General features: G+C 62.7%; 25 protein-coding genes and 1 tRNA gene. 11 read left to right on the plus strand and 15 right to left on the minus strand.

Features of this window, described 5'->3' with window-relative positions:
* Positions 1-73 precede the first annotated feature (73 nt).
* From ISS99_RS11995 to ISS99_RS12010, 4 genes are all read right to left on the minus strand, one after another.
* Positions 74-1,516, minus strand: coding sequence for a M20/M25/M40 family metallo-hydrolase (locus ISS99_RS11995; protein WP_204631854.1), 1,443 nt, complete (start codon positions 1,514-1,516; stop codon positions 74-76).
* Positions 1,517-1,727: 211 nt separating this feature from the next.
* Complete coding sequence (gene mscL / locus ISS99_RS12000) at positions 1,728-2,129, minus strand: large-conductance mechanosensitive channel protein MscL (protein WP_204631855.1); 402 nt, start codon at positions 2,127-2,129, stop codon at positions 1,728-1,730.
* 194 nt (positions 2,130-2,323) lie between these two features.
* Positions 2,324-3,010 (minus strand): fumarylacetoacetate hydrolase family protein, encoded by a 687-nt coding sequence (locus ISS99_RS12005; RefSeq protein ID WP_204631856.1) that lies wholly within the window; start codon positions 3,008-3,010, stop codon positions 2,324-2,326.
* 32 nt (positions 3,011-3,042) lie between these two features.
* Positions 3,043-3,585 carry a hypothetical protein gene (locus ISS99_RS12010; RefSeq protein WP_204631857.1) on the minus strand — a complete coding sequence of 181 codons (543 nt, stop codon included), beginning with the start codon at positions 3,583-3,585 and terminating at the stop codon, positions 3,043-3,045.
* Positions 3,586-3,834: 249 nt separating this feature from the next.
* On the opposite strand from ISS99_RS12010, the gene ISS99_RS12015 reads away from it, so the two are divergent.
* Genes ISS99_RS12015 through ISS99_RS12030 form a run of 4 tightly spaced genes read left to right on the plus strand, consistent with a single transcriptional unit; the run spans position 3,835 to position 8,333 of the window.
* Positions 3,835-5,079, plus strand: coding sequence for an efflux RND transporter periplasmic adaptor subunit (locus ISS99_RS12015; RefSeq protein ID WP_204631858.1), 1,245 nt, complete (start codon positions 3,835-3,837; stop codon positions 5,077-5,079).
* 56 nt (positions 5,080-5,135) lie between these two features.
* The gene (locus ISS99_RS12020; RefSeq protein ID WP_204631859.1) at positions 5,136-5,822 is read left to right on the plus strand and encodes an ABC transporter ATP-binding protein; all 687 of its coding nucleotides are present in this window, start codon (positions 5,136-5,138) and stop codon (positions 5,820-5,822) included.
* Between the two features lie 10 nt (positions 5,823-5,832).
* Entirely contained in the window at positions 5,833-7,002 is a 1,170-nt protein-coding gene (locus ISS99_RS12025; RefSeq protein ID WP_204631860.1) for an ABC transporter permease, read from the plus strand.
* Positions 7,003-7,013: 11 nt separating this feature from the next.
* On the plus strand, positions 7,014-8,333 hold the full coding sequence (locus tag ISS99_RS12030; RefSeq protein ID WP_425490479.1) for an ABC transporter permease: 1,320 nt from the start codon (positions 7,014-7,016) through the stop codon (positions 8,331-8,333).
* Positions 8,334-8,375: 42 nt separating this feature from the next.
* Here the strand turns inward: ISS99_RS12030 and ISS99_RS12035 are convergent, their stop codons facing one another.
* Positions 8,376-9,812 (minus strand): MFS transporter, encoded by a 1,437-nt coding sequence (locus ISS99_RS12035; RefSeq protein WP_204631862.1) that lies wholly within the window; start codon positions 9,810-9,812, stop codon positions 8,376-8,378.
* Between the two features lie 96 nt (positions 9,813-9,908).
* On the opposite strand from ISS99_RS12035, the gene ISS99_RS12040 reads away from it, so the two are divergent.
* Positions 9,909-10,814, plus strand: coding sequence for a LysR family transcriptional regulator (locus ISS99_RS12040; RefSeq protein WP_204631863.1), 906 nt, complete (start codon positions 9,909-9,911; stop codon positions 10,812-10,814).
* 34 nt (positions 10,815-10,848) lie between these two features.
* On the opposite strand, the gene yedA is transcribed toward ISS99_RS12040, so the two are convergent.
* The 3 genes from yedA to ISS99_RS12055 all read right to left on the minus strand — a co-directional run bounded on the left by yedA (position 10,849) and on the right by ISS99_RS12055 (position 13,219).
* Positions 10,849-11,766: a drug/metabolite exporter YedA gene (gene yedA, locus ISS99_RS12045; protein ID WP_204631864.1), complete on the minus strand. Its 918-nt coding sequence runs from the start codon at positions 11,764-11,766 to the stop codon at positions 10,849-10,851.
* A 222-nt stretch (positions 11,767-11,988) separates the two neighbouring features.
* Positions 11,989-12,873, minus strand: a complete 885-nt coding sequence (locus tag ISS99_RS12050) for a bifunctional transcriptional activator/DNA repair enzyme AdaA (protein WP_204631865.1) — start codon at positions 12,871-12,873, stop codon at positions 11,989-11,991.
* 82 nt (positions 12,874-12,955) lie between these two features.
* Positions 12,956-13,219 carry a hypothetical protein gene (locus ISS99_RS12055; protein ID WP_204631866.1) on the minus strand — a complete coding sequence of 88 codons (264 nt, stop codon included), beginning with the start codon at positions 13,217-13,219 and terminating at the stop codon, positions 12,956-12,958.
* A gap of 76 nt (positions 13,220-13,295) precedes the next feature.
* On the opposite strand from ISS99_RS12055, the gene ISS99_RS12060 reads away from it, so the two are divergent.
* Positions 13,296-13,640, plus strand: coding sequence for a Rieske (2Fe-2S) protein (locus ISS99_RS12060; RefSeq protein WP_204631867.1), 345 nt, complete (start codon positions 13,296-13,298; stop codon positions 13,638-13,640).
* Positions 13,641-13,652: 12 nt separating this feature from the next.
* Here ISS99_RS12060 and tviB read toward each other — a convergent pair whose 3' ends face one another.
* From tviB to ISS99_RS12090, 6 genes are all read right to left on the minus strand, one after another.
* Positions 13,653-14,933 carry a Vi polysaccharide biosynthesis UDP-N-acetylglucosamine C-6 dehydrogenase TviB gene (gene tviB / locus ISS99_RS12065; RefSeq protein WP_204631868.1) on the minus strand — a complete coding sequence of 427 codons (1,281 nt, stop codon included), beginning with the start codon at positions 14,931-14,933 and terminating at the stop codon, positions 13,653-13,655.
* A 98-nt stretch (positions 14,934-15,031) separates the two neighbouring features.
* The gene (locus ISS99_RS12070; protein ID WP_204632656.1) at positions 15,032-16,849 is read right to left on the minus strand and encodes an SLC13 family permease; all 1,818 of its coding nucleotides are present in this window, start codon (positions 16,847-16,849) and stop codon (positions 15,032-15,034) included.
* 267 nt (positions 16,850-17,116) lie between these two features.
* Positions 17,117-17,821: a tRNA (guanosine(46)-N7)-methyltransferase TrmB gene (gene trmB / locus ISS99_RS12075; protein WP_204631869.1), complete on the minus strand. Its 705-nt coding sequence runs from the start codon at positions 17,819-17,821 to the stop codon at positions 17,117-17,119.
* Positions 17,821-18,621, minus strand: a complete 801-nt coding sequence (locus ISS99_RS12080) for a thiazole synthase (RefSeq protein ID WP_204631870.1) — start codon at positions 18,619-18,621, stop codon at positions 17,821-17,823. Before ISS99_RS12080 ends, trmB begins: the two co-directional genes overlap by 1 nt.
* A gap of 39 nt (positions 18,622-18,660) precedes the next feature.
* Entirely contained in the window at positions 18,661-18,861 is a 201-nt protein-coding gene (gene thiS, locus ISS99_RS12085) for a sulfur carrier protein ThiS (RefSeq protein WP_204631871.1), read from the minus strand.
* Positions 18,862-18,910: 49 nt separating this feature from the next.
* Positions 18,911-20,884, minus strand: coding sequence for a DUF6600 domain-containing protein (locus tag ISS99_RS12090; RefSeq protein WP_204631872.1), 1,974 nt, complete (start codon positions 20,882-20,884; stop codon positions 18,911-18,913).
* A 237-nt stretch (positions 20,885-21,121) separates the two neighbouring features.
* On the opposite strand from ISS99_RS12090, the gene ISS99_RS12095 reads away from it, so the two are divergent.
* From ISS99_RS12095 to ISS99_RS12115, 5 genes are all read left to right on the plus strand, one after another.
* Positions 21,122-21,195 (plus strand) — tRNA-Gly (locus ISS99_RS12095).
* 53 nt (positions 21,196-21,248) lie between these two features.
* Positions 21,249-21,701, plus strand: a complete 453-nt coding sequence (locus ISS99_RS12100; protein ID WP_204631873.1) for an ATP-dependent zinc protease family protein — start codon at positions 21,249-21,251, stop codon at positions 21,699-21,701.
* Positions 21,698-22,615 (plus strand): 30S ribosomal protein S6--L-glutamate ligase, encoded by a 918-nt coding sequence (gene rimK / locus ISS99_RS12105; RefSeq protein ID WP_204631874.1) that lies wholly within the window; start codon positions 21,698-21,700, stop codon positions 22,613-22,615. The genes ISS99_RS12100 and rimK overlap by 4 nt, the downstream gene beginning before the upstream one ends.
* 315 nt (positions 22,616-22,930) lie before the next feature.
* On the plus strand, positions 22,931-23,617 hold the full coding sequence (locus ISS99_RS12110) for a response regulator transcription factor (protein WP_204631875.1): 687 nt from the start codon (positions 22,931-22,933) through the stop codon (positions 23,615-23,617).
* Positions 23,601-24,905 carry a sensor histidine kinase gene (locus ISS99_RS12115; protein ID WP_204631876.1) on the plus strand — a complete coding sequence of 435 codons (1,305 nt, stop codon included), beginning with the start codon at positions 23,601-23,603 and terminating at the stop codon, positions 24,903-24,905. The genes ISS99_RS12110 and ISS99_RS12115 overlap by 17 nt, the downstream gene beginning before the upstream one ends.
* A gap of 80 nt (positions 24,906-24,985) precedes the next feature.
* Here the strand turns inward: ISS99_RS12115 and ISS99_RS12120 are convergent, their stop codons facing one another.
* Entirely contained in the window at positions 24,986-26,368 is a 1,383-nt protein-coding gene (locus ISS99_RS12120) for an L-serine ammonia-lyase (protein ID WP_204631877.1), read from the minus strand.
* Positions 26,369-26,423: the final 55 nt, after the last annotated feature.

The raw sequence follows: 26,423 nt of genomic DNA on the forward strand, positions 1-26,423 counted from the left end.
GACGCCGGCGGCATGACGGAAAAAGGCGGCCATGGGCCGCCTTTTTCACGTTGATGGCATGGTGCGGCGGGATTCAATCGCCAGCGCCATCGCCGGCAAAGGCCCCTGGAGCCGAACCGAAATCGCCGTCGGCCTGCGCTGCCATGTAGGTGAACACGGCGTACACCGCGACATTCTGCGCGAGTTGCTGCGGGTCGATCTTGTCCAGCGTGTCGTTGGCCGTGTGGTGCCAATCGAAGTAGTGAGTGGCATCCTGACTGAGCGTCAGCGCGGCCATGCCCTTGAGGTGCATCTGCGAGAGATCCGATCCGCCGCCGCCCGGGAGCTTTGCGTCGTAGGCCACCCCAATCGGCTTGAGCACCTTGGCAATCTGCTCGATCGCGCCGCGTGCTTGCGGTTTGACGCTTGCGCTCATCTGGTACACCGGTCCTGCGCCCAGATCGGATTCGGTGCCGAGCTGGAATTTGCCCACTTCCGCAGCGTGTTTCTCCGCATAGGCGCGCCCGCCCCACAGGCCCATTTCCTCGTTGGCGAAGGCAATCACCCTGACCGTGCGATCGGGGCGTTGCGGCAGGTCGTGGATCAATTTGGCGGCGCCCAGGGCGATAGCTACCCCCGCACCGTCGTCGATGGCGCCGGTGCCCGGGTCCCAGGAATCGAGATGGCCGCCGATGACGACCACCTGGTCGGGGTATTTGCGCCCGACGATATCGCCGATCACGTTGTAGCCGGTGTATTGGCCTTCGATGCCGCAATCCAGGTCAAGCTTGACCGTGACGGGCTTGCCGTAGGCCAGTACGCGTTCGAGCTGGTCGGCATCCGGATTGGACAGGGCCGCGGCAGGGATGGACTTGGCCGGATCGCGAAAATCGGTGAGGCCGGTATGCGGCGTGCGACTGTCGGCATCGGTACCGGCCGAGCGCAACAGGAACCCGGCGGCGCCTTTGGCGGCAGCCGTCGGCGGCCCTTCTTCGCGGATGCCTCCGCCGATGCCGTAATCGTGCCCATCCTTGGTGCGATGCATGCGATAGCCGATATAGACGATTTTGCCCTTCACGGTGCCAGGATCAGCGGCCTTCAGTGCTTCCAGGCTCGGGAATTGCACGATCTGCGCGGTAAGCCCGCCGTTGGGCGTGCCCGGCGAGTAACCCAGGGCGGTCAGCGTCAGCGATTGCGGGAAAGGCGCCACGATCGCTCCGTGTTCGCTGCGGCGTACCCACAGCGGATACGTCACCGCCTCGGTATAGACCTTGTCGAAACCCAAGGCCTTGAACTTGGCGATCGCCCATTCGCGTGCGCGCGGATCGTTGGCGCTGCCGGCCAGGCGGGGACCGATTTCCGTCGTCAGCGACTTGACCACCTGATAAGCGGTGTCATCGTGCATCGCCTCGTTGCGCAGTTGCTCGGCGGTTTGCACGGCGGCAGCGGGAATGGTGGTGGGCGCTTCTGCAGCGCAGGCACGTCCATGGGCCAGCACCAGGCTGGCGGTGAGCAGGGCAAGAACGGGGCGTTGCATGGTGGCTCCTGATGATCCGGCGAAGTGCAGAGGGCCTGAAGATGCAGCCGACAACGTGCCATGCCGCCACGACCGCACCTGCATGCAGGCGGAAAACGGCTGCATGGTCGTGGATCGATCAGAACCCCTGCGAACCCTCATTATGGAGTGATTCCCGGGCGGCGCTCAGGCCGGAAGTCACGACTTCTGACGCGCAGCCCGGTTTTTGCGCTTACTGTTTGTTCTTCAGCAGATCGCGAATTTCAGTCAACAAGACCACATCCGGCGGCGTGGCCGCGGCCGCCTTGGTATAGAACTTGTTGACGACCTTCACCAGGATGAAGATGGCGAACGCAAGGATGATGAACGCGATGATGGTGTTGACGAAGCTGCCGTAGTTGACGGCGATTTCCGGAATCTTGTGCGCCGGATTGCTGTTGTCGGCAGGCCGGATCACCCATTTCATCGCCGAGAAATCGATGCCTCCGGTGAGCCACCCGATCGGCGGCATGATGACGTCGCTGACCAGCGAGGTCACGATCTTGCCGAAGGCAGCACCGATGACGATACCTACGGCCATGTCCACCACGTTGCCGCGGACGGCAAATTCCTTGAATTCCTGCAGCATGCCCATTGTCGTCTCTCCGATTTGTACGCCGGATGGCGGTGTCGAGGTTAGTCAGGATATTGAGAAAGTGCTTTTCCCCCGCGACAGGCTGTCCACAACCTGCTTGAGCAGGCCGCTTCTCGCCGGCCCACCAACGCATGATGCAAAAGGAATGGCGATGAGGGAATAGGGGGCGCCTGCGAAAGGCGCCGGATTGCGTATCAGACGACTTTGCCGTCGAGCGTGGCGATACCCTGCAACGCCGCGTGAAAGTGATCGCCGCGGTGCAGCGCAGCTACGCCGGCAGGCGTGCCCGTGAAGATAATGTCACCGGGCTTGAGTTCGAACAGCGTCGATAAGGCCTGGATGATGTCGACCACGCTATGCACCATCTCGCCGAGGCGGCCGCGTTGGCGCAGCTGGCCGTTCACTTCCAGGCTGATTTCGGTGTCGGCATTGGGGTAGACCTCGGTGGCCGCCCGCAAGGCGGATACCGGCGCGGAATGATCAAAGCCCTTAGCCACGTCCCAGGGATGGCTTTTGGTCTTGGCGATGGCTTGCAGGTCGCGACGGGTAAGGTCCAGCCCCACGCCATAGCCGAACACGGCCGAGGCTGCCTGGGCGGCATCCAGGTCGCGTCCCCCGGACTTGAGCGCCACCACCATTTCCACCTCGTGGTGCAGGTCTGCGGTCGCCTGGGGATAGGGCAGGTCGGCACCGTCGGTGACCACCGCATCGGCGGGTTTGCAGAAGAACATGGGCGTGGAGCGGTCCACGCTGGCGCCCATTTCGCGGGCATGCTCGGCGTAGTTGCGGCCGACGCAGAATATGCGGCGGACCGGGAAACGTTCCTCGCGGCCGATGACGGGAAGGCTGGGAATGGCGGGCGGATCGATGACGTAGCGCATGGCCCAAGACTAGCAGCTATGTCTGGGCGTCTTCATGCCTGGTGCTTGCGAAACAGGATGTCGAACAGCACGGTCCAGGTCTTGCCGCCGTCGCGCGAACCTTCGCAGGTTTCGCGCACGCCGCCCTGCCAGGGCTCCCAGCTTACCCGTTGCAACTGCACGCCTTGCCCGTCGGTTACTTCACCGCTAAGTACGATGCGATCCCCTTGCTGGGTGCCCTCCATGACATTCAGTTCGCCCTGATTGCTCACCCAGGTCTGGTGCCACACTTTGCGGCTGGCGTCATAGCTGGTGTAGCTCTCGCCTGCGTAGCCATCGTTTCGCGTATAGGCTTCGTGCAGTGCACAGCCGTCCAGCATCGAGGTGACGCGATTGCGTGCCACCGAAACGTCGCCGGGTTTGTCGTCCTTGATCCGATACGTATCCCAGTCCCCCAGCCAGAAATCGAATTGCCGATAGGCTGGTGCCGAGCAGTACGCGTGATTAGATGTCATGGCAGGTGTTGCGGCCGCCATCTTCGGGGCAGCCATCAGGCAAATGGCCGCAGCACAGGCGGTGAGAGACAGTTTCAGCACAAAGCGCTCCGGTTTTCGAGGCGAAGGCGTCAGCGGCGCGCAAGCCTTCACGCGCCGCGCTGGAGCCTGTCACCGTGCCAGCGGCAGGTCGCGTGCATCAATGACCACTTTGTCCGGTCGAATACCGACCACTTCATCCGTCGCTAGATGTGACAGCTGTCATCGACAAAGGCTGATGCGCGAGCATGGTGCCAGTAAGCTCGACCTATTATCGTGCGCTCCACTGGGAAGGAAGGATGAGGGGTAAGCGTGAACAACGCCGATCTATTGAAGGAACTGCGCATTGAGCGCCATCAACGCGAAGAGCACGACAACCGTGGCCCCGGGCGCTGGACGTGGGTGGTGGGCGTTATCGCCATCATCGTGCTGGCGGCCGCTGCCGGCGGCTGGTGGTTGTCATCGCATCGTGCGATCCCCGTAAGCACGGCGACCGCCGTGACGGTGGGCAGCGATCCGTCAGCGGGAGCGGTGCTGCAAGCCACCGGTTACGTTACTGCGCGCCGCCAGGCTACCGTGTCCGCGCAGATCACCGGTACCTTGACTGAAGTGCTGATCGAGGAAGGTGACCGGGTCAAGAAAGACCAGGTGCTGGCACGTCTGGACAACAGCGCCTACAAGGCGGCGCTCGACACTGCGGTGGCGCAGGCGAAGGCCGCGCACGCTCTGGTCGATCAATACCGGGTGCAGCTTGCGCAAAACCTGCGCGATGCTGCGCGCGATGAAGCGCTCGCCAAGCAGGGCCTGGTTTCCAAGCAAGCGGCCGAACAGGCGGGAACGCTGGCCGACAGCACGCGTGCGCAACTCGTCTCGCAACAGAAGCAGGCTGCCGCCGCCGATGCCAATGCGGTGCAGGCGCAGGTGAATTTCGACTATTGCACCGTGCGCGCACCCTTCGATGGGGTCATTACCACCAAGGATGCGCAAGTCGGTGAAATCATTTCGCCGTTCTCCGCCGGCGGCGGCTTTACGCGCACCGGCATCGGCACCATCGTGGACATGGATTCGTTGGAAGTCGACGTCGACGTCAACGAAGCCTATATCGGCCGGGTCACGCCGAACATGCCGGCCGAAGCCGTACTCGATGCGTATCCGGACTGGAAGATTCCCGCGCACGTGATTGCCATCGTGCCCGCTGCCGATCGCGGCAAGGCCACGGTGAAAGTGCGCGTTGCCATGGAAAAGAAAGATTCGCGCATCGTGCCCGACATGGGCGTACGCGTATCTTTCCTGGAGGCCAAGCCCGCCGTGGTCACGCAAGCGCCCAAAGGCGTGCTGGTGCCGGCCAAAGCGATCGTCAAGCGCGATGGCGGCGACAGTGTCTTCATCGTCGCCAATGGCAAGGTGCGGCAACAGTCCGTGCAGCCGTCTGCGCAGGAATACGGCGAGATGCGCCTGATTCCCGCGTCGGTGCAGGCGGGCGACGAGGTGGTGCTGTCTCCGCCGGCAGCCTTGCACGACGGCTCGGATGTAAGCGTACAACCCCATTCACCATGAACCACTGCCGGTGCCTGATGCGCCGGAGTTAGCGATCCACTCGGGAGGCTGTAGCTATGGGTACCTTGATCGAGATCCGCGATCTTTCCAAAGTCTATGAGCGTGGCAGGCAGAAAGTCGAAGTGCTGCATCACATCAACCTCAACATCAAAGAGGGCGATTTCCTTGCGTTGATGGGGCCCTCTGGTTCGGGCAAGACGACCTTGCTGAACCTGGTCGGCGGCCTGGACTCGCCGACCGGCGGCAGCATCACCGTGGGCGATCAGCGCATCGACAAGCTGAGTGCCGGAGATCTCGCGCGCTGGCGCGCCACGAATGTCGGCTTCGTGTTTCAGTTCTACAACCTGATGCCGATGCTCACCGCGCAGAAGAATGTCGAGCTGCCGTTGCTGCTGACCAAGCTGTCGGCGGCTCAGCGGCGCAAGAACGCGGGTATAGCCCTGCAATTGGTGGGGTTGGCCGAGCGCGCCTCGCACAAGCCGGCCGAACTGTCAGGCGGCCAGCAGCAGCGCGTGGCGATTGCGCGGGCGATCGTTTCCGATCCCAGCCTGCTGGTTTGCGACGAGCCGACGGGTGACCTGGATCGACAGTCCGCCGAAGAGGTGCTGGGCCTTTTGCGCCAGCTCAATCGCGAACACGGCAAGACCATCGTGATGGTCACGCACGATCCCAAGGCGGCCGAATACGCGGACCAGACACTGCATCTGGACAAGGGCACGCTGGTCGAGCAGGCGATCGCCTGAGGAGACAGTGATGAAATACTTTCATCTGATCTGGGCAGCGCTGTTTCGGCGCAAGACTCGCACGGTACTCACCCTGGTATCGATCATTGCGGCCTTCCTGTTGTTCGGCATGCTCGATGCGGTACGTACTTCGTTCGATCAGGCAGGCAAAAGCGCCAACGGTGCACAGCGCCTGCAAACCGGATCGAAGCTGTCCTTCATCGAGACCTTGCCGCAGGGACTGGGCGAGAAGATCGCCACCGTGCCCGGCGTGAAGTCGGTGGCTTACGCCAACTGGTTCGGCGGGGCGTATCAGGATCCGCACAACCAGGTGTTCACGTTTGCGGTAAGCGACAACTACATCGACCAGTATCCGGAAGTGCAAGTCACCGACGAGGCGCGCAAGGCGTACTTGAATACGCGCACGGGCATCCTGGTCGGCGAGAAGTTGATGGAAAAATATCACTGGAAAATCGGTGACAAGATTCCGTTGCAGTCGAATATTTTCCCGCAGCAGGACGGCAGCAAGAACTGGACGTTCGACATCGTCGGCGTTTTGCATCCTACGGAGCAGAGCGTGGCCTTCTATGGCCAGATGATCCTGATGCACTGGAAATACTTCGACGATGCCGTGATGAAGGGGTACAACGACGGCCACGTCGGTTGGTACGTGACGCGCGTCAACGACGTCAACCAGGCCGACCAGGTTGCCAAGGCCATCGATGCGATATCGGCCAATTCCGACCACGAAACCCGAACGCAGACCGAAGCGGCCGCCACGGCTTCGTGGATGAAGCAATTGGCTGACATCGGCTTGATCGTCGGTTCGATCATGGGCGCGGTGTTCTTCACCCTGCTGCTGTTGACCGGCAACACCATGATGCAGGCGGTGCGCGAGCGCACGTCGGAACTGGCCGTGCTGAAAACCCTGGGCTTCTCCGACACCAGTGTGCTGGTCATGGTGCTGGCGGAATCGGTGTTGCTGGTGCTGCTCGGCGGCGTAATCGGCATCGGGCTGGCGTCGGTACTGATTCCCTTTGTCAGCGCCGGTAGCGGCGGCATGCTGAATCTGCCTACGGTGGGGGTGAACAGCTGGATGCTGGGTATCGCGCTGATGGTGGCGATTGGTGGGGTGGTGGGCGTCATTCCCGCATGGCGCGCCATGCGCCTGAACATTGTCGATGCACTGGCCGGCCGGTGACAGGAGTCGTGATCATGAGATTTCTATTTAACCTGTTCGTGCTGCTGATCCTGATCGTGGCACTGCTGGTATGGGCGAATCTGCCCTGGTATGGCGTGCTGGCGCTGGCGTTGGTGTTCGTCGGGTGGATGGCGTTCTTCCGGCGTGGTCGGCAGGCGGCGTCCGTCACCGGCGTAGGCATCAGTACGCTCAAACAGCGACTGGGGTCCTCTTCGGTCGTGGTGATCGGCATCGCCGGCGTGGTCGGCGTGCTGGTGGCCTTGCTGGCGATGGGCGAAGGCTATAGCGAAACGTTGCGCAAAACCGGCAGCGAAGATACGGCCATCGTCTTGCGCGGCGGATCAGCCAGCGAAGTGAGTTCGGTGCTGACCCGCGACAGCATCCTGGTGATCGAACAAGCGCCTGGCATCGCGCGCGACAAGCAAGGCAAGCCTATTGCGTCGGGCGAGATCGTGGTGGCGGCCAATCTGCCCGTGAAGGGCGGCGGCCCTGATGACGAAGGCAGCGTGCAGGTGCGCGGCGTGGGGGATCAGGCATGGGCGTTGCGCCCCACCGCCAAGATCATTGCGGGTCGCGCGTTCCGTACCGGTATGCGCGAGCTGGTGGTCGGGCAGGGTGCCCAACGCCAGTTCGCGGGTCTCGAGCCGGGGCGCGAAGTAAAGCTCGGCGCGCAAGCCTGGACCGTGGTGGGCGTGTTCGCATCGGGCGATGCCTACGATTCGGAAATCTGGGGCGATGCCGACGTGGTTGCGGAAACCTACCGGCGCGGCAGCAGTCGCACCTCGGTGTTCGCCAAGCTCACCGACGCCAAGGCCATGGACACGTTCAAGGCGGCGCTGGCGGGTGATCCGCGCTTGCAGGTGGATGTCGATTCCACGCTCAACTACTTCAGCAAGCAATCCGAAGGCATGAGCAAAGTGATGCGCATCATGGGCATTACCGTGGGTTCGATCATGGCGATCGGTGCCATCTTCGGCGCGCTCAACACCATGTTTGCCGCCGTGGCCGCTCGAGCGCGGGAAATTGCCACGCTGCGCGCCATCGGTTTTCGTGGTGTGCCGGTAGTGGTGGCAGTGATGCTGGAAACGACGTTGCTGGCACTGCTCGGCGGCATCATCGGCGGCCTGCTGGCCTGGTTGATCTTCAACGGATGGACGGCTTCCACGTTGGCGTCAGGCACTACCGGGCAGCTCGCCTTTACCTTCAGGGTGACGCCGGAGCTGTTGTGGGAAGGACTGAAGTGGGCGCTGGCGATCGGTTTCGTCGGCGGCTTGTTCCCCGCGTTGCGGGCGGCGAGGTTGCCGGTAACCACCGCCTTGCGCGAACTGTAAGAGGATGGGAGCGCAGTTACGCCTGCGCTCCCATCGTCTTTCTCACTCCATGCTCGTCACGGTCGCGCGCAAGCCTCGCTGGGGCTTGCGCCCAAGGGCCAGCGAAAGCAGTGAAATAATGGCCAATGCGACAACGTTGCAACTCAGGCTGACCGCAAACGCGTGCGCGTAGGCCCCCGCTGTTTCCTGTCCTTTCAGCGCGCCGTAGAACACGCCGCCGATAATCGCTACACCCAGCGCGGCGCTGATTTGCAAAGCCGTGATCACCGTACCCGAAGCCAGTCCGGCGTGATGTGTTTCCACGCTGCTGATCACCACCCGGATCAACGCCGGCATGGCGACGCCGAATCCAAGGCCGGCAAGCGCAAGTCCAGGGAATAGCGCATCACGTTCCAGGTGATGCGAAACCACCGCCACCACCATCGCAAAGCCGGTTGCCTGCAACGCGCACGACAGTGGCAGTGTGCGGTGACCAAGCATGCCGATGACGCGTGCGGCGACTATCGACCCGCAGAAATAGCCGACAGTGAAAGGCACCGTAGCCAGCCCTGCCTGCAGAGCGCTTCGTTGCAGTCCGTTTTGCAGATAGACCGCATAGGTGAGGACGAAGGCGGAAGTGAGATAAAAGCCAAGCGTGACGAGAATGCCTAGCGAGAAGTCGCCTTCGCGAAACAGCTGCACATCGATCAGGGGCGAGCCGCCATGTCGGGCCAGGCGGGCTTCATAGCGTACGAATGCGCCGAACATTGCCAGTGATCCGGCCACCATGGCATAGGTCCAGGCCGGCCAGCCTTGTTCACGTCCCTCGACCAATGGGTAGATCAGCAGCCCGAGCGCCAACGACAACGAACACACGCCGCCTAGATCGAGCTTTGGCGCGCGTGTCTCGTTGGATTCGCGCAACAGGCAAAAGCCGCTGATGAGCGCCGCGAGACCTATCGGTAGATTGACCAGGAAGATCAACTGCCAGCCCAGCCCCAGCCAATGGCCGGAAATGAGAACGCCGCCGAGCAATTGCCCAAGTGTTGCGGCGATGCCGAACGTGGCCACATACAGGCCCAGTGCGCGCGATTGCTCGTGCGGAGGAAACATCACGCGAATCGATGCCAGCACTTGTGGCGCCAGCGCGGCGGCGGCCATGCCCTGCAGCATGCGCCCAACCAGCAATATTTGCGGCGACCAGGCGAATCCGCACAGCAGGGAAGCCAGCGTAAAGCCGGCGATGCCGAACAGAAACATGCGCCGGCGCCCATACAGGTCACCCATGCGGCCGCCGGTGATCAGGAACACCGCATAGGTCGCCGCATAGGCTGAAATGACAAATTGCAGCTCCGCCGAACTGGCTTTCAGCGATGCGCGAATAGATGGCAGCGCGACGTTGACGATGAAGAAATCCAGCGGCGGCAGGAAGGCGCCGGTCAGCAAGATGGGTAAAGCCAACCAGCGTCGCGGGTCGCCCGCGGCGTGATGCGTGTTCATGGTGGGACTCCTTGGGGAGGAGGGGATCAAGCAAGTCTGGCGAAGATGCTAGTCCTGTCCTAAGATAATGAAAACTCATGCTTGGATATTTCAATCATGACTAATCAAAATGAATCGTTGACCCGTCCGCTGGATCTCGATGCCGTGCAGGCCTTTGTGCTGGTGGCCGATCTCAACAGCTTCACCCGTGCCGCCGAGGCATTGGAAACCACTCAATCGGCGGTAAGCCTGAAGCTCAAGCGGCTGGAAGATCGCCTGGGTCGCCGACTGCTGGAACGCACGCCGCGGAAGGTCAGGCTGTCGTCTGAAGGCGCCGAATTCCTGGCGGCGGCTCGCGTGCTGCTCGACGCGCACGACCGGGCCGTGAACGGTCGAGTGAGTCCGCGCATGAGCCTGCGCATCGGTATCAGCGATCAGGCTGCGGGTACCGAGTTGCCGACATTGCTGGCCAAGGTAGGCGCGTATGACCGCTCGTTGTGCATCGAGGTGCGAATTGCCGCTTCCTATCATTTGCTGAGTGCCTACGATCGTGGCGAGATCGACGTGGCCGTCGTCTGCCGCGATAGCGCGCGCGCCGATGGCGAGCTCTTGTTCGCGGAACCCTATGGCTGGTTTGCGGTGCCCGATTGGGAGCAGCATCCCGATGAGCCACTGCGTATCGCTTCTTTGGCGGCCCCTTGCACCGTGCGCGCGATGGCGCTCAAGTCGCTGGACGATGCGGGTGTGGCGTGGACCGAAGTCTTCGTTGGCGGAGGACTTCCGGCCGTGGCTGCGGCCGCTTCGGCGGGGCTTGCCATTGCGCCGCTGCCGCGTCGTTTTTGTCCGCCGCGCATGGCAGACGTCGGCGAGCGCCTGGGACTTCCCAGGCTGCCGCTGACCGAGGTGATGCTCTACAACCGCACCGCCGATGCGCGCACGCGCGAGGCGGTGCGCATTCTGGTTGCCGCGCTGAAATCGTCGGCTGCGAACCAGCTGCCAGCGGCGTCCCACGTGGCAGCCTGATATCGGCTTTCACGCGGGGCTTCCTTTCCGGTTTTCAGCGCGTGCGCCGTTGCCTTACCAGGGTAATGATGATGACGCCAAACAGGATGATCGCCATGCCGGCCACGTCATAGGGGCCGACTCTTTCGCCCATCAGCATCACCCCGAACAGCACGGCCACCGGCGGGTTGACGTAGGCATAGCTGGTGGCGAGTGCGGGGCGTGCATGCTTGAGCACATACAGGTAGGCACTGAAAGCGATGAGCGATCCGAACACCACCAGGTAAGCCGCCGCAAGGGTGGCATGTAGCGTCGGGTGCGCAGGAAATTTTTCGCCGCCGAGGAATCCTGCCAGCAGCAAGGCAAAGCTGCCGCACAGCATCTGCGTGGCGGTGTTCATCATGCCGCTGGGCATGTCCTGGCGGCGGCTCCACACCGAACCGAAGGCCCACGCCATGGCTGCCGTGAGCAAGGCGATGGCACCGATGTGAGAAGCGGACAGCGAGCCGCCGAAGTTGAGCACGACCACGCCGACAAAGCCGATCAACAAGCCCAGCGTTTCGCGACGCGTTGGCCATTCACCGTACAGGCCGGTAAACAGTGCGGCAAACAGCGGCATGCTGGCGACCACCACGGCCGAGATGCCCGAACCCACGCTTTCTTCCGCATAACAAACCAGGCCGTTGCCGAAACCCAGCAGCAGTACGCCGGTCAGTGCAGCGTTGCGCCATTGGCGCGCGGTGGGCATGGCGGCGCCACGCCAGCGCAAATAGCCGAACATCAGCAGGCCGGCAATGGCAAAGCGGACGCCGGCCAGCAAAAACGGTGGATAGCTCTGCAGGGCCAGGCGTATGCCGAGATAGGTGGAGCCCCAGATGATGTACAGCGCGAACATCGACAGCGGCACCCAGGCGCCAGCCTTGTTTTGATCTTGAGCAGGAGTGTCGATCGCTTGGGTGGTCGTGTCGGTCATCGATAGAGATGCTGTAGTCCGCGTTTACGATATCCGGAAGAGAGGGCTTGCCGTAGCGCAGGTATTGCAAGACTGCGTTGAATGGCTGGCAAAGGTCTGGCGCCGGCGGCTCTGAGCGGTACCCTGTTCGTCGTCGTGATGTGGTGAGCGCTGTCCACGCGAAACAAAAGCTCCGCGCCCCGGATGTCGCCGGGGCGCGGAGTGTGCAGCGTCTGGCTGGCTTCAGGCTTTCTCGTTGAGCGACGGATGGCTTGCTTCGCGTTGCTCGTGAGCGAGCAAGGCGCGTTTGCGTTCCACGCCCCAGCGCCAGCCGCCGGGTGAACCGTCTTCGCGTACGATGCGATGGCAAGGCACCAGCAGCGCCAGGCGATTGCTGCCGCAAGCCTGGCCGATGGCGCGTGCTGCGCCTGGCTGACCCAGCTCTGCTGCCAATTCGCCATAGCTCTTGGTGGTGCCCGAGGGGATGCGTGTCAGTGCGTCCCATACGCGCCATTGAAAGGCGGTGGCGGCAACGTCCAGCGGAGGCATGTCCGGTGCGGCACGATCGCTCCATCCCAATTCGCTGGCAATGCGTGCAATGACGGCGTCCAGCCATTCCTCGCGGCCGTTGTCGACGCGCTCGCGCGAAGCCTTGGGGAGTTCGTCAGCCAGGCGCCGCTCCAGCTCTTCGTCCGTCGCGCCGATCGTCACGGCGCAAATGCCCTTGGCCGTCGCTGCAACCAGCAACTGTCCCAGGGGAGTGCTGACGGTCGTGTAGTGAATGTCTGCGCCAGCGCCACCGGCCCGGTAACTTGCGGGGGTCATGCCGAGCAAACGATTGGTATGTTCGTAGACGCGGCTGCCGGAACCGAAGCCTGCGTCGTAGACCGCGTCAGCGACAGCCGCGCCTTTGCGCAATGCTTTTTTGAATTGGCCGAAGCGGCGGGCGCGATGGTATTCGGCCGGGCTCATGCCATAGCGGCGACGGAACGCGCGTTGCAGATGGCTGGGGCTGAGCTGGGCAGCGCTGGCCAGGGTCGTCAGCGACGGTGCTTCGATCGCACGCTCGATCAGCGCGCGGACACGTTCCAGCGGAGCTTCAAGGGTGGCGAGAGAAGAGTTGCGCATGGCGGCATCCGGGGAGGGGTGCCTTCAGCTTATGAATGATGGCTGCCGGCTGCTATCCGAATCTTGCGCCGGCCCGCGGGCATCAATGGTGGGCGACCGGGCGGGACGAATGGACCACCACGTACTCGCCTTCCAGCACTTCAGGTTGACGCTCGGCGGGACGCGCCACGCCGGCGCGCTTCCACTGGCGCCAAACCAGCCACAGCGCACCTCCCACCATCAGCACGCCCCCTACCACCAGCCCGAACACCATCAAAACACCGATGACGAGCAGGCCCAGCACCAGGGACAATGCCTGGGCCAGCGGGTTGCGACGGCGATGCATCAAGGGAAGAACGATGCGCATGTTAAAAATCCGTATGGTAAAATCAATGACTTACACGCGTAACGATGAGGCCTTAGGGCCTCCAAGGCAAGTGCCGATGGATACAGCTACCTCTCCCCGCCGCCTGTGCCGGCTCGATGACATGCCCGACGGCGAGGCGATGGCGCTGGATGTCTCGCTGCCCGAGGGCGAAGAAAGCGTGATCCTGCTGCGCCAGGGAGCGCGCGTGAACGCCTGGCTCAATATCTGCCCGCATGCCGGTCGCCGGCTCGATTGGGCGCCGGGCAAATTCCTGATCTCCAAGGGCATGCTGGTCTGCGCCGCGCATGGCGCATGCTTCAACGTCGATAACGGCGAGTGCATTGGCGGTCCCTGCAAAGGCGAGAGTCTGCGCACGGTGCCCGTGCAGGTGGAACAGGGCGATGTCTTGCTGGACGTTTGAGCGAGGCGGCTGTTACAGCCGCCCGTCGACCTGGTCTTTCGGCAGCACGCCCTTGATGTCATAGACAACACCATTGGACATGGTCAGTGCCTGCGTGTCGTAGGCGCCGCCCGGCTGGAATTGCTGGTGCGCCACGGCGAGCACGACGGCGGCATAGTCGCCATTCGTCTCGACTGCCGGCAGCAGGTTCAAACCGTAGCTTTCCAGCGCTTCCTCGGCATCGGCCCACGGATCGTGCACATCGACCGATGCACCGTAACTCTCCAGCTCGCGCACCAGGTCTACCACGCGCGTGTTACGCAAATCCGGGCAGTTTTCCTTGAAGGTGAGGCCTAGCACGAGTACGCGACTGCCGCGTATCGCATGCCCCTGACCGACCATCAGTTTGATCACTTCGCTCGCGACGTGCTCGCCCATTGCATCGTTGATGCGGCGGCATGCCAGCAGGATGTCCGGATAGTAGCCGGTCGATTGTGCTTTCTGGATCAGGTAATACGGATCGACGCCGATGCAATGTCCGCCGACCAAACCTGGTCGAAAGGGCAGGAAGTTCCACTTCGTGCCTGCGGCGGCGAGTACGTCCTGGGTGTCGATGCCCAGGCGATGAAAGATCAGCGCAAACTCGTTGATCAGTGCGATGTTTGCATCGCGCTGCGTGTTCTCGATCACCTTGGCCGCCTCGGCCACTTTCAGGCTGGGCGCCTTGTGCGTGCCGGCGGTAATGATGCGTCTGTACAAGCCATCGACAAAATCGGCGGTTTCGGGCGTCGAGCCGGAGGTGATTTTCGGAATGGTGGTCAGTCGCCGCTGCTTGTCGCCGGGATTGATGCGCTCGGGACTGTAGCCCACGGTGAAATCCTGGTTGAAGCGAAGCGTAGAAGCACGCTCCAGTTCCGGTACGCAGATTTCCTCCGTAGCGCCGGGATACACCGTGGATTCGTAGATCACCACGTCGCCCGGTTTCAACACGCTGCCTACCATCTGGCTGGCGCGGATCAGCGGCGTAAAGTCCGGACGTTTGTGTTCGTCCACCGGCGTGGGCACGGTGATGATGAACACGTTGCGTTCACGTAAGGCTTGGATGTCGGTACTGAAGCGCAGTTGCTTTGCGTTCGCCAGTTCCTCGGCGGTCGTTTCCTGGTTGTTGTCCACGCCATTTTTCAGGGCGGAAACGCGTGCAGTATCGATATCAAAACCAAGTGTGTCGATTGAGCGACCAAACTCTACGGCAAGCGGCAGGCCTACGTAGCCCAGTCCGATCACGGCAATACGACAGTTTTCTGGATGATTCATATGACTGTTTTCCAGAGGTCCGCGTTTTTGACGGCGAGCCATCTTAGCGGCTGTCGATAGGATTGGTCTGAACCAAAGCCGGCGTCGTGCCTTGCCGTTTAGCGGAACATCAGGTTTATCACGACGAGCGTGATGATCAGCACGATGAGGGTGAGCGGTGCGCCTGCACGCAGAAAATCCCTGCCGCTGTAGTCGCCGGGGCCGGTGACCATCATCAATGCCGGATGCCCCGAGCTAAGCAGGAAAGTGTTGGACGATGACACCGCCACGATCAATGCGTAAGCGGAAGGATTGCCTCCCGTGGCGACCGCAACGCTGATCGCGACCGGCACCATCATCACCGTGGCGCCGACGTTCGACATGACTTGCGAGAAAAGCAGCGTGAGTATCGCCAGCGAAGCTTGCAGTATCCACGGCGATGCATGCCCCAAATGCAGCAACACTTCCTGCGCCACCCATGCAGCAGTGCCGGTCGTATCCATCGACCAGCCGAGCGGAATAAGGCACGCCGTGACGAAGATGGTTTTCCAATTGACGGCTTTGTATGCCTCATCCATGTTCAGCACGCCGCTCAGCAGCATGCCGATGGCGCCAGTCATCATTGCCACCGAAAGATCGAGGTTGGTGAACAGCGCCAGGCACTTCGCTAGCAGGAAAAAACCGACCGCCTGCCAGATTTTGTTGGGGCGTTGCTCTTCGCGCGGGATGTCGGTGACGACCACGAGGTCTTTGTCTTCGGAGACTTCCTGCAATGCTTTCCAGCTCGAATGCAGCACCAGCGTATCACCGGTGCGCAAACTGACGGCACGCAGATCATCGCGATACACGTGATCGCCGCGCGTTACCGCCAACACCGAAATGCCATAGCGCTTGCGCAGGCGCAGGTCGCCCACCGATTGCTTCAGGAAGCGCGAGTTGGGCGGAATTACCGCCTCGGAAATGCCGGCGCGACTAGGGTTGAACAGATCGCCCAACTGGCGCATGCGGGGCGACACTTTGCAAAGCTGGTTGTTGGCAAAGCGATTGAGTTCCTCGCGCGGGCCCAATACGCCGAGCACCGAGCCTACCCAGATTACCTGGTCGGCAGGCGGCGCCATGCGCGAATCGTTGCCGCTTTTGATGGCGAGGATCAATGGCGCGCCATGCAGCTGTTCCACTTCGCCGATGCTCATGCCGACCAGCGGACTTTCCGCGGTGACGGTGAGTTCGGCGGTCTCGCCGACGATGCCGTAGGTCTCCGCGAAATAACTTTCCGTGCGTCCCGGCGTTACTTTCTGGCGTTCGTCTTCGCGATCGGGCAGCAGTTTGTTGGTGAACAGATAGAAGAACACGATGCCCGCCACGGCCAGTGCCAGACCCACCGGGGTCACGCTGAACAAGCCGAATTTGGGCACGGTTTGCGCGCCTGGAGGCAGGTTGGCGTTGGCGCTGGCGATCAGGTCGTTGAGCACGATCAGCGGCGAGTTGGCGATCAGTGTGGTGTTGGTTGCGGTGAGAATGCAGAACGCCATCGGCAACAGCAGTCGCGAGATCGGCACGCCGGTACGCGCCGAAAGGCGGCTGGTAACGGGAATCATCAGGGCAGCCAGGGCCTGGCTGGGGATGACCGCGCTGAACAGGCTGGTGACGGCATTGATCACCACGCCCAGGCGCGATTCCTTGCCGCGCGCCATGCGCATCACGAATTGCGCGGTCAACCCCAGCACGCCGGCGCGGTCCAGGCCGGCGCCCATGATCATGATGGCGATGATCGCGATCACCGCGTTGCCGGCGAAGCCGTTGAAGACGCGGTCCGAGGGGATCAGTCCGGTCAGGCCGATCACCACCACGACCAGCAGTGCCACCATGTCGGCGCGGATCCACTCCAGCACCAGCATGAGCATGGTGAAGCACACCAGCCCGAGTACCAGGATCATTTCGGGGGTGAGGGTCAGTGCCACTATGGATCGTCCTTGCGAGCGTTTTTCCCGTGTCCGCGCACCGCAAATTGGCCATAGACCGGTGCTATGGGCGTTGGGCAAGGCTGGATGCAGTTGGGCAGCAGTTGCTTCACGCGGCGGCTCGTCCCTGTTTGACGGGAAAGTATAAGCGTCCAGGCCGCGTGGCTGGTGAACCGATGCCGCATCGTGGGCATCGGCCATGGTTTTTCCTCGCTTGGGCTGCCGTGCCGACGAACGGGTGGATCAGGTCCTTCGGTAGAGCAAATCCCATACGCCATGGCCGAGCTTCAGCCCGCGACGCTCGAAGTGCGTTTCGATGCGCCAGTCCGGCTTTTGGGCAAACTGGCCGGGACCGACTGCGTTGCGCCAATCGAGGGCCGCTTCCATCACCTCGAGCATGTGCTGGGCATAAGGCTCCCAGTCGGTGGCCAGATGCAGCAGACCATCGCGGGTCATGCGGGAGGCCAGCAGGGCGACGAAATCAGGTTGAACGATGCGACGCTTGTTGTGGCGCTTCTTGTGCCAGGGATCCGGGAACCAGATGCGCGCCTCACTCAACGCGCCGGCCGGAATTTCGTGCTCCAGCACTTCCACCGCGTCGTGCTTGTAGATGCGCACATTGCTGGCATCCCGCGCGGCCAGGGCATTCATCAGCCGGCCTACGCCGGGTCCATGCACTTCCACGCCCAGGTAGTCGCGTGCCAGATCGTGTTCGCTCGCCCAAGCCAGGGCTTCGCCATTGCCGAAGCCGATTTCCAGTACGCGGGGGGCGTGGCGACCGAAGCGTGCGTCGAAATCCTGCCCGCTAGCGGTGTAGTCGATGCCGAAACGCGCCCAGTGCTCGTCGAAGGCTCGCTGCTGGGCGGGTGTCATGCGACCTTCGCGCAGCACGAAGCTGCGGATGCGCCGCAGATGTCCGGGAGCGTCGTGATCGGCGTGATCGCTCATCAGCCGATGGTGCCGTCGATGGGACTGGATGCCGAGGCAAAACGCTTGCGCGGAATACGGCCGGCACGGAAGGCAGCACGACCGGCTTCAATCGCCAGCTTCATCGCGTGCGCCATCAGTACGGGGTCTTTGGCGCCCGCAATGGCCGTGTTCATCAGCACGCCATCGCAGCCCAGCTCCATCGCGATGGCCGCATCCGATGCGGTGCCGACGCCTGCATCGACGATGATCGGCACTTTGGCGTTCTCGATGATTTCAAGCAGGTTGTAGCGGTTCTGGATGCCCAGCCCGGAGCCGATGGGGGCTGCCAGCGGCATCACCGCCACGCAGCCGATCTCTTCCAGCTTGCGGGCCAGGATCGGATCGTCGCTGGTGTACACCATCACGTCGAAGCCATCGGCTACGAGCTGCTCGGCAGCCTTCAGGGTTTCCACCACGTCCGGGAACAGCGTGCGCTCGTCGCCCAGCACTTCCAGCTTTACCAGTTTGTGGCCGTCCAGCAATTCACGGGCGAGCTTGCAGGTGCGCACGGCGTCGACCGCGTTGTAGCAACCCGCGGTATTGGGCAGCAGGGTGAATTCGTTGGGCGGCAGCGCATCGAGCAGGCTCGGTGCGTTGGGATCTTGGCCGAGATTCACGCGACGGATCGCTGCCGTGACGATTTCCGCTCCGGCTGCCTGGGTGGCGCGGCGCGTTTCATCCAGGTCTTTGTATTTGCCGGTGCCGGTGAGCAGGCGCGAGCCGTAGCTTTTGCCGGCGATGATCAACGGATCGGTGCTGTCGAATGTCTTGATATTCATAGAAATAAAGTCGGCTGGCGGACGCGTGGAGGGGGCGGATCAGCCGCCGCCGATGGCATGGACGATTTCCACTCGATCGCCCTCGCGCAATTCGTGACCATCGTGCAGGCTGCGTGGCACGATTTCGTGATTGATCTCCACCGCAACGCGGCGGCCGGCGTAGCCGGCCTGGTGGAGCAACTGAGTGACGGTGGCGCTTTGGCCACAATCGTGCGGGTGGCCGTTCAAGGTGATCTGCATCCGCCCATTGTAGCGGCAGCGGCCCGGCGGTTGGCCGGGCCGCGAGCGATCAATGCTGGTTGCCCTCGCCATGCGCCGGAGTTGGCGCGCTGGCGTGTGGATGTGGCGAGCTTTGCGGGTGTGTTTCCGGTTGGAAGCGGGTTTGCAGCTCGGGGCGAGGCGTGTCAGGGCGTGCGTAAGGTTGATAGGACGGGTTGACCTGCTGCGCACGCTGCTCGGGCACGTAGCTATGCGAACGCTGCACCGCTTCGTAGCGCGCCTGCTCCGGGTTTTCCTCGCGCGGCGCGAAAGACCGGGTCGCCGGCTGATAGCGCGGCACTTGCTCGACCGGCTTTATCTGCTGGGCCGATTCGAAGTGCGGTATTTGCGGCAGCGTGGCGGGGCGTGAAGGTGGCTGTTCTGCCGCTGGCGGCGAAATCTGCGTCGGAGCGGTAAATCGAGATGTTTGTGTTGCCTCGGCGCCGCCGGATGCCTGAACGCGGCTGATGGCCTGCGGGCGGGGGCGGATATCGAGCACGCGCACATTCGACGTGGGCAGGCCGGCACGGGTCGATGCGGTGGTCGTTATCGCCGTAGCAGGGTGACCTATTGCCACCACCTGGCGGTTGAAGCCGGCTGATGGCAGGGAGCGGCCGTCAATCAGCCGCGGCTGGCCGAAACTGCCGCCACCGGGGCGTTGCAGCGCCGTGGGCGCCATCATCGCTGCCGTGGCCAGTTGCTGCGGATCGAGACGAACCTGGTTGCCGCGCACGTCGTGGGCGTTTGCAAATGCCTGCGCAGACACCGCCGTCAATGCCGCCGGCGTATTGCGATAAGCGTACGACGTACCTGCTGCGGTCCGACCGCTTTGATAAAGGCCGTACTGGTTGTGGATCCGATCGATCAGGCCGGTTTGGTCGCCATCGTGGCCGGCGCCGAGATTCGCCAGGTTCACGCTCGTGTAGTAGTTGTGCGACGCGCGATACCAGGGGCTGTAGACATCACGTGGCCCCAACGGGAACCAGCCTACCGGGCGGCCGGCACCGGCACCGACGAAGGCCACCAGTGCCGGCGCGTAAATCGGGCGGGCATGGCGCGGTCCCGGTATCCAGCCCCAATGGTTATGCAGGAAAGCCCAGCGGCCGTAGTGATAGGGCGCGAACCCCCAGGGCAGGCTGTCCACCCAGGTCCAGCCCCATGGCGCGATCCATACCCAGTGGCCGAAGCGATAGGGCGCCCAGCCCGCCACCACGTTGACGGGATACCAGACCGGTCCGTAGTCCTCATCCTCTTCCCAATTGCCCCAGCCGTTGAGGTCATCGCCACCCACCACGTCGTCCGAGACGTATTGGGCGCTGGCCTGGCTCGCTTCCTGCGTGTCGAGATTGCTGCACCAGAGATCGAAGGCGTCACTGCCGGTGATATCGCTGACCGTTACGTCGTTGAGCGACGAATCGTTGAACTGGTAGCGCCGGCCACTGTAAACGTCGCGCTGCGCCTGGTTCTGGCCGTAGACCATCGCCAGTCCGTCGTTGACGGATACGACAGTGGAGTTGCCATCCGCGGCGACGTCGACCCGAAAACTTCCAGGCTGGTTGATGACCAAGGCCAGGGTAGGGGTGTCGATTTCATACGTCGAACCCTGGTCGATGTTGCGCACGGTGAGATTGAGCGTGCCCTGGGTGAGCTCGAACTGGCCGGTTTGTCCGTTGAGATTGAGAATGCCGATGTCGCTTTGGCCATTGATGCGCAAGGCGGCGCCGCCGAGGTCCAGCTCGGCGCGGGCGCCGGGGCCGCCGGAAAGCTTGTCGCCATTGGTGAGCGGGCGATTGACGTCCGCGGCGGTCCAGGCCGTGCTGCCGGCGGGCAGCAGTCCGAGGTCGCCGCCGGCAAAGGAGAGGCGCGCCACGCGCGTGGGCGGATCGTTGGCCTCGGTGCCTTGCCCATCGCCCGATTGCGCTCGTGCGAGGCCGGCGAAGATCAGCAGCACGCCGGCAAACAGAACCTGCCAGCGACGTGAAAAGAAAGCATGTGGCTCGTGCATGGGGTTGCTCCCTACCGTGTCGCGCGAAGCGGTCGCGCTTCCGTAGGCGTCCGTGACTGCGGAAGGATTATGGGCGCACTTTTCTGAGGAATAGCTTTGCGCGATGCCATCGCCATCCGGCGATTCAGCCAGGCGACACCAAGCGCCTCGCGATGATCTCTTCGCGGCCTTTACGGGGCACTTTTGATGGCCAGGATTCCCAAAGCGGCACGTGCCGGTTACCATCGCGCAGTCGTTGCGGGTGTAGCTCAATGGTAGAGCTGTAGCTTCCCAAGCTACTGACGAGGGTTCGATTCCCTTCACCCGCTCCAACTTCCTTCCGGCTCCCCTCCGAGATATTCCAAACCCGACAGCGTGAGCTGACATGGCGGACGTGATTACCCTCGGTTGGCGGGAGCGACTGGCATTGCCCCAGTTCGGCATCGTCAGCCTCAAAGCCAAGCTCGACACCGGTGCGCGCAGCAGTTCACTGCACGTGGACGAACTGGAAACCTTTTCCCGCGACGGCGAAACGTGGTTGCGCTTTGTCCTGGGGCTCGGCCGGCGCTCCGCGCACCCGGTGCAGTGCGAAGCGCAGGCGCGCGACCGGCGTGTGGTGGTGGATACCGGCGGCGGTCGCAGCGAGCGCTGGTTCATTCGCACCGAAGTGATGCTGGCCGGCAAATGTTTCGACGTTGACGTCAATCTGACCGATCGCCGGCACATGCTGTTTCCGATGTTGCTGGGGCGCACGGCTTTGGCCGGGCGCTTCGCGGTCAATCCAGCCCTTTCCTATACCCTGCCCAGGCCTGCGCACCCGATGGTAAACAAACCATGAAAATCGCCATCCTTTCGCGCAATGCGCGTTTGTATTCCACCCAGCGCCTGGTTGAAACGGCGCGCGAGCGCGGTCACGTGGTGCGCGTGCTCGATCCGCTGCGCTGTTACGTACGGATTGCCCCGGGCGAGGTGGAGATTCGCTACAAGGGCAAGGCGTTGCACGATATCGATGCGGTCATTCCACGCATCGGCACGTCGAGCACTTTTTATGGCACGGCCGTACTGAGGCAGTTGGAGATGATGGGGGTGTACACGCCCAATTCTTCCGACGCCGTGCTGCGCGCGCGTGACAAGTTGCGCTGCCTGCAGATCCTCTCCGCCAAAGGTCTGGACATGCCGGTGACAGTTTTTGGGGACAACCCTGACGACACCACCGACGTGCTGGACATGCTGGGGGAGCCGCCGCACGTCATCAAGCTCAACGAAGGCAGCCAGGGTACCGGCGTGGTGCTGGCTGAAAAGCGCAGCGCGTCGCAGAGCGTGGTGGAAGCCTTTCGCGGCCTTTATGCCAACTTCCTGGTGCAGGAGTTCATTGCGGAGGCCAAGGGCAGCGACCTGCGTTGCTTCGTGGTCGGCGGCCAGGTTGTGGCGGCCATGCAGCGCGACGCCGTGCCCGGTGAGTTCCGGGCCAACCTGCATCGCGGCGGCACGGCGGTGGCGGCGAAGCTCACTGCCGACGAAAAGCGTATTGCGGTGAGTGCGGCGCAGGCACTGGGCCTGGGTATTGCGGGTGTGGACCTGCTTCGTTCCAACCGTGGTCCGCTGGTGCTGGAAGTGAACGCCTCTCCAGGCTTGGAGGGCATCGAGGCGGCATCGCGCATCAACGTCTCCGATCACATCATCCGTCACCTCGAGCGGCACGCCGGGAAGGGCGCCAAACGGGAAAAGGAAAGCACGGAGAAGGCCAGGTAGCCAGCCATTTCGTTTTTTCACGATTAACTGGGCAGTGAGTGCCGGTTAACTGTCACGTAACCCCCCCGGCCCTATAAAGGCTCCACTGTTTGTTTGCTCGCCACTTCAATCGCAAGGTCCGGTGACAGCAGACGACGGTATCGGGGCAGTAGCTTCAGCCCGGAGGCAGCGACGTGCAGTCGCAGACTCCGGGCTTTTTCTTTGTGGGAACCGGATGCTGGCTCCCGTTCAGTATTCCGCTTAACATTTGCCGGTCGCAGTCGTTAAGCTTGGGCCTCCGCCGGCTCATGGCCGGCTGCGTAGCGGGAGAGACGCATGCGCGTTCTGGTGATTGAAGACAACAGCGATATTGCGACCAATATTGGCGATTATCTGGAAGATCGTGGCCACGTGGTGGATTTCGCCGGAGATGGCGTCACGGGCCTGCATTTGGCCGTGGTCCACGAATTCGACGTCATCGTGCTGGATCTCACCCTGCCGGGCATGGATGGCCTGGATGTGGCGCGCAAGCTGCGCCACGAAGCCCATAAGCAGACTCCCGTGTTGATGCTGACCGCCCGCGACGCCCTGGAACAGAAGCTCACCGGCTTCGAGTCCGGCGCCGACGACTACATGACCAAGCCCTTCGCCCTGCAAGAACTGGCGGCCCGCCTGGAAGTGCTGGCGCGCCGCGGCAAGGGGCCGCAAAGCCGGGTGCTGAAGGTGGCCGATCTCACCTACAACCTCGACACGCTCACGGTCACCCGCGAAGGCAAGTCGATCCAGCTCAACCCGATCGGCCTGAAGTTGCTGCAGGCCTTGATGGAAGCCAGCCCCTCGGTCGTCACGCGCCAGGATCTGGAGCAGAAGGTGTGGGGCGAGGAGCTTCCCGACAGCGACAGCCTGCGTGTGCACATCCACGGTCTGCGCGCCGCGATCGACAAGCCGTTCGACAAGGCGTTGATCCACACCAGACACGGCATCGGTTACCGCATGGTCGATCCGGATGCAGTCCAGGCGTAAGCTGCGTTTTCGCCTGATCCTTTCGTTCGCGCTGTTTGGATTTGGCCTCAGCGCGTTGTTTGCCGTGGCTTCGCTGTATGTGCGATCCAAGGTCGAAAATCAACTCGTTAACGCGAGCTTGCAGAGCGATGTCGATCAGGCGGTCGAGGCCACGCACGTTGATCCGAGCCAACGCATTGGATCGAGGTTGATCGACGCGTGGATGTGGAGCGACAGAACCATCTATAGGGCCCCGTTGGCGTGGCAAAACCTCGCTCCCGGCGTCTACGACATGCACGACGTGGACAAGGATGGGCGCACGCGGCACTACAAACTGGCCGTTGCGCGCAAGTACGGCCTGGTCGGTTTCATCAGCTACGACATCAGCCGAGAGGATCTGAGCAAGCGGCAACTGGATACGTCGCTGATTGGGTCGGTCATTCTTTTCAGCCTGCTTTCCCTGGCGATTGGCCTGTGGTTGTCGCGCAAGGTGCTCAAGCCGGTCAGCGAATTGGCGCATCGCCTGCGCGATTTTCGCAAGACCGGACGGGCCGAACCGCTCGCCCCCCATTTTGCTGACGATGAAGTGGGCGAGCTGGCCCAAGCACTGGACGAGTATTCCTCGCGGCTCACGGCGATGGTCGAGCGCGACCGCGAATTCAACTCCGACGTCAGCCACGAATTGCGCACGCCGCTGGCGGTGATTTCCAGCACGACCGAACTGTTGCAGGGCTCGCCCGACCTCACCGACAAACTGCGCGAGCGCCTCAAGCGCATCGAGCGTGCGTCGCGTCAGGCCACCGAGCTGATCGAGGCTTTGTTGTTGCTGTCGCGTGCCGAGCGCCGCGGCCCGACCCGCGGCGAAACCACGGAGGTGGCCAAGGTGGCCGCCGAAGTGATCGAAAGCCAGCGTCCGCAGTTGCGCGACAAGCCGGTGGAAATCGTGCTGGTGCAGACCGACCCGGTCACCGTCAATGCGCCTGCTTCGGTATTGTCGGTGGCGCTCACCAATATCATCGGCAACGCCATCAAGTACACCCTGGAAGGCCGCGTCACGGTAAGGGTGGAAAAAGGGGCGATCGAGGTCATCGACACCGGCCCCGGCATCAAGCCGGAAGATGCCGAACGCCTGTTTCAGCGCGGCGTGCGCGGCGAGGGCGCCGGTGGCAGCGGTGCTGGGTTGGGCCTGGCCATCGTACGTCGCCTGTGCGAACTGTACGGCTGGAATGTGTCGATGCGACCGCGCGCCGACGCGAATGGCGCCGTCGCCAGCATCGTGTTCGAGCGCGGCGCCAACAAACCCACTTGAGCGTCGGTCGTAGGTTGGGTTACCCCCGGATCACGTCCGAGGCAACCCGACCTGCCGCGCCTCGATGCCGGGAGAAACCCTCAGCATTCGATGACGTTGACCGCCAGCCCGCCGCGCGACGTTTCCTTGTACTTGTCCTTCATGTCGCGGCCGGTGTCGCGCATGGTCTTGATGACCTTGTCGAGCGATACGCGGTGTTTGCCGTCGCTCTTCAAGGCCATGCGGCTGGCATTGATGGCCTTGACCGAGCCCATCGCATTGCGCTCGATGCAGGGGATCTGCACCAGGCCGCCGATCGGATCGCAGGTCAGGCCCAGGTTGTGCTCCATGCCGATTTCGGCCGCGTTCTCGATCTGCCACACGCTGCCGCCAAGCGCCGCCGTAAGTCCGCCGGCAGCCATCGAACAAGCCACGCCGACTTCACCCTGGCAACCCACTTCGGCGCCTGAAATGGACGCGTTCTCCTTGTAGAGAATGCCGATGGCGGCTGCGGTCAGCAGGAAGTCGATAACCCCGTTTTCATCCGACTTGGGACAGAAGCGGTGGTAGTAATGCAGCACGGCGGGAACGATGCCGGCCGCGCCGTTGGTGGGCGCGGTGACGACACGGCCGCCCGCGGCGTTTTCTTCGTTCACGGCCAAGGCGTAGAGATTCACCCAATCGAGAATGGTGAGTGGATCCTTCAACGATGCCTCAGGCTGATTGCGCAATTCCATGGCCATGGCTGGCGCACGGCGCGCAACCTTCAAGCCGCCGGGAAGTACGCCCGGCGAGCGCAGGCCGCGCTCGACGCAGCCTTGCATGGCCTTCCAGATATTCAGCAGTCCTGCGCGGATGTCCGTCTCGCTGCGCCAGACCTTCTCGTTCTCCATCATCAGCTGCGAGATGGTCAGGCCGTGCTGTTCGCACAGTGCGAGCAAGTGCTCGCCGGTGTCGAACGGATAAGGTTGCTCGGTGGTATCGGCAACGATGCGGTCTTCCGCCGCTTCATCGTGATTGACCACGAAGCCGCCGCCGACCGAGTAATAGTCGCGCGTGGCCAATTCGTTGCCGTCGGCGTCGTAGGCACTGAAGCGCATGCCGTTGGTGTGGAACGGCAGCTTCTGGCGTTTGTTGAAGATCAGGTCGCGCTTCTCGTCGAAATCGATCTCGTGCTTGCCCAGGACCCGGATGCGCTGGGTATGGCGTATGCGCTTGAGGATCTCGGGAATGCGGTCCGGATCCACCGTATCGGGATGCTCTCCCTCAAAGCCCAGCAACACCGCCTTGTCCGTGCCATGCCCGCGGCCGGTCATGGCCAGCGATCCATACAGCTCCGCACGCACGCGAACCACGCGATCCAGGGCGCCTTTTTCCTCCAGCCAGCGTTCGGCAAAGCGTGCCGCGGCACGCATCGGGCCTACGGTATGGGAGGAAGACGGGCCGATGCCGATCTTGAAGATGTCGAAAGCGCTGACGGCCATGGGTGCACTGCGATGACGGGGAGTGAACCCGGTATTCTACGCGTGCATCCCAAAG

It is taken from the genome of Dyella mobilis, assembly GCF_016904945.1.
Lineage (GTDB): Bacteria > Pseudomonadota > Gammaproteobacteria > Xanthomonadales > Rhodanobacteraceae > Dyella_B > Dyella_B mobilis.

Coding starts and splice junctions, on each gene's coding strand:
- ISS99_RS11995 (WP_204631854.1), bottom strand. CDS start 1,516: ATGCAACGCCCCGTTCTTGCCCTGCTCACCGCCAGCCTGGTGCTGGCC.
- mscL (WP_204631855.1), bottom strand. CDS start 2,129: ATGGGCATGCTGCAGGAATTCAAGGAATTTGCCGTCCGCGGCAACGTG.
- ISS99_RS12005 (WP_204631856.1), bottom strand. CDS start 3,010: ATGCGCTACGTCATCGATCCGCCCGCCATTCCCAGCCTTCCCGTCATC.
- ISS99_RS12020 (WP_204631859.1), top strand. CDS start 5,136: ATGGGTACCTTGATCGAGATCCGCGATCTTTCCAAAGTCTATGAGCGT.
- ISS99_RS12025 (WP_204631860.1), top strand. CDS start 5,833: ATGAAATACTTTCATCTGATCTGGGCAGCGCTGTTTCGGCGCAAGACT.
- ISS99_RS12035 (WP_204631862.1), bottom strand. CDS start 9,812: ATGAACACGCATCACGCCGCGGGCGACCCGCGACGCTGGTTGGCTTTA.
- ISS99_RS12040 (WP_204631863.1), top strand. CDS start 9,909: ATGACTAATCAAAATGAATCGTTGACCCGTCCGCTGGATCTCGATGCC.
- yedA (WP_204631864.1), bottom strand. CDS start 11,766: ATGACCGACACGACCACCCAAGCGATCGACACTCCTGCTCAAGATCAA.
- ISS99_RS12050 (WP_204631865.1), bottom strand. CDS start 12,873: ATGCGCAACTCTTCTCTCGCCACCCTTGAAGCTCCGCTGGAACGTGTC.
- ISS99_RS12055 (WP_204631866.1), bottom strand. CDS start 13,219: ATGCGCATCGTTCTTCCCTTGATGCATCGCCGTCGCAACCCGCTGGCC.
- ISS99_RS12060 (WP_204631867.1), top strand. CDS start 13,296: ATGGATACAGCTACCTCTCCCCGCCGCCTGTGCCGGCTCGATGACATG.
- tviB (WP_204631868.1), bottom strand. CDS start 14,933: ATGAATCATCCAGAAAACTGTCGTATTGCCGTGATCGGACTGGGCTAC.
- ISS99_RS12070 (WP_204632656.1), bottom strand. CDS start 16,849: ATGATCCTGGTACTCGGGCTGGTGTGCTTCACCATGCTCATGCTGGTG.
- trmB (WP_204631869.1), bottom strand. CDS start 17,821: ATGAGCGATCACGCCGATCACGACGCTCCCGGACATCTGCGGCGCATC.
- ISS99_RS12080 (WP_204631870.1), bottom strand. CDS start 18,621: ATGAATATCAAGACATTCGACAGCACCGATCCGTTGATCATCGCCGGC.
- thiS (WP_204631871.1), bottom strand. CDS start 18,861: ATGCAGATCACCTTGAACGGCCACCCGCACGATTGTGGCCAAAGCGCC.
- ISS99_RS12090 (WP_204631872.1), bottom strand. CDS start 20,884: ATGCACGAGCCACATGCTTTCTTTTCACGTCGCTGGCAGGTTCTGTTT.
- ISS99_RS12100 (WP_204631873.1), top strand. CDS start 21,249: ATGGCGGACGTGATTACCCTCGGTTGGCGGGAGCGACTGGCATTGCCC.
- rimK (WP_204631874.1), top strand. CDS start 21,698: ATGAAAATCGCCATCCTTTCGCGCAATGCGCGTTTGTATTCCACCCAG.
- ISS99_RS12110 (WP_204631875.1), top strand. CDS start 22,931: ATGCGCGTTCTGGTGATTGAAGACAACAGCGATATTGCGACCAATATT.
- ISS99_RS12115 (WP_204631876.1), top strand. CDS start 23,601: ATGCAGTCCAGGCGTAAGCTGCGTTTTCGCCTGATCCTTTCGTTCGCG.
- ISS99_RS12120 (WP_204631877.1), bottom strand. CDS start 26,368: ATGGCCGTCAGCGCTTTCGACATCTTCAAGATCGGCATCGGCCCGTCT.